Here is a 303-nt window from a genome sequence, read left to right as displayed (position 1 = left end):
CCTTTCCCTCACGGTACTGGTCCGCTATCGGTCATCAGGGAGTATTCAGGCTTACCAGGTGGTCCTGGCAGATTCACACGGGATTTCTCGGGCCCCGTGCTACTCGGGAACACACCACCACGCGGCGGAACGCATTACGGTTACGGGACTCGCACCCTCTACGGTCAGGCATTCAAACCTGTTCACCTATACGCCCGCACCTCACGCGCCAGAGCCGGCAGACCCTGGACGAACGGTCCCACAACCCCGGAAACGCAACCCCTGCCGGGTATCACACGCAACCGGTTTAGCCCCATCCGCGTT

General features: G+C 61.4%; 1 rRNA gene. It reads right to left on the bottom strand.

The features are described from left to right. Positions 1–303: ribosomal RNA gene (locus BKD30_RS02340) — 23S ribosomal RNA — on the bottom strand; the annotation flags it as partial.

The sequence above is a fragment of the Tersicoccus phoenicis genome, from assembly GCF_001968835.1.
In the GTDB taxonomy this organism is placed as follows: Bacteria; Actinomycetota; Actinomycetes; order Actinomycetales; family Micrococcaceae; genus Tersicoccus; species Tersicoccus phoenicis.
Note: the sequence above shows the minus strand (reverse complement) of the source record. Positions and strands in the feature narration are given on the sequence as shown.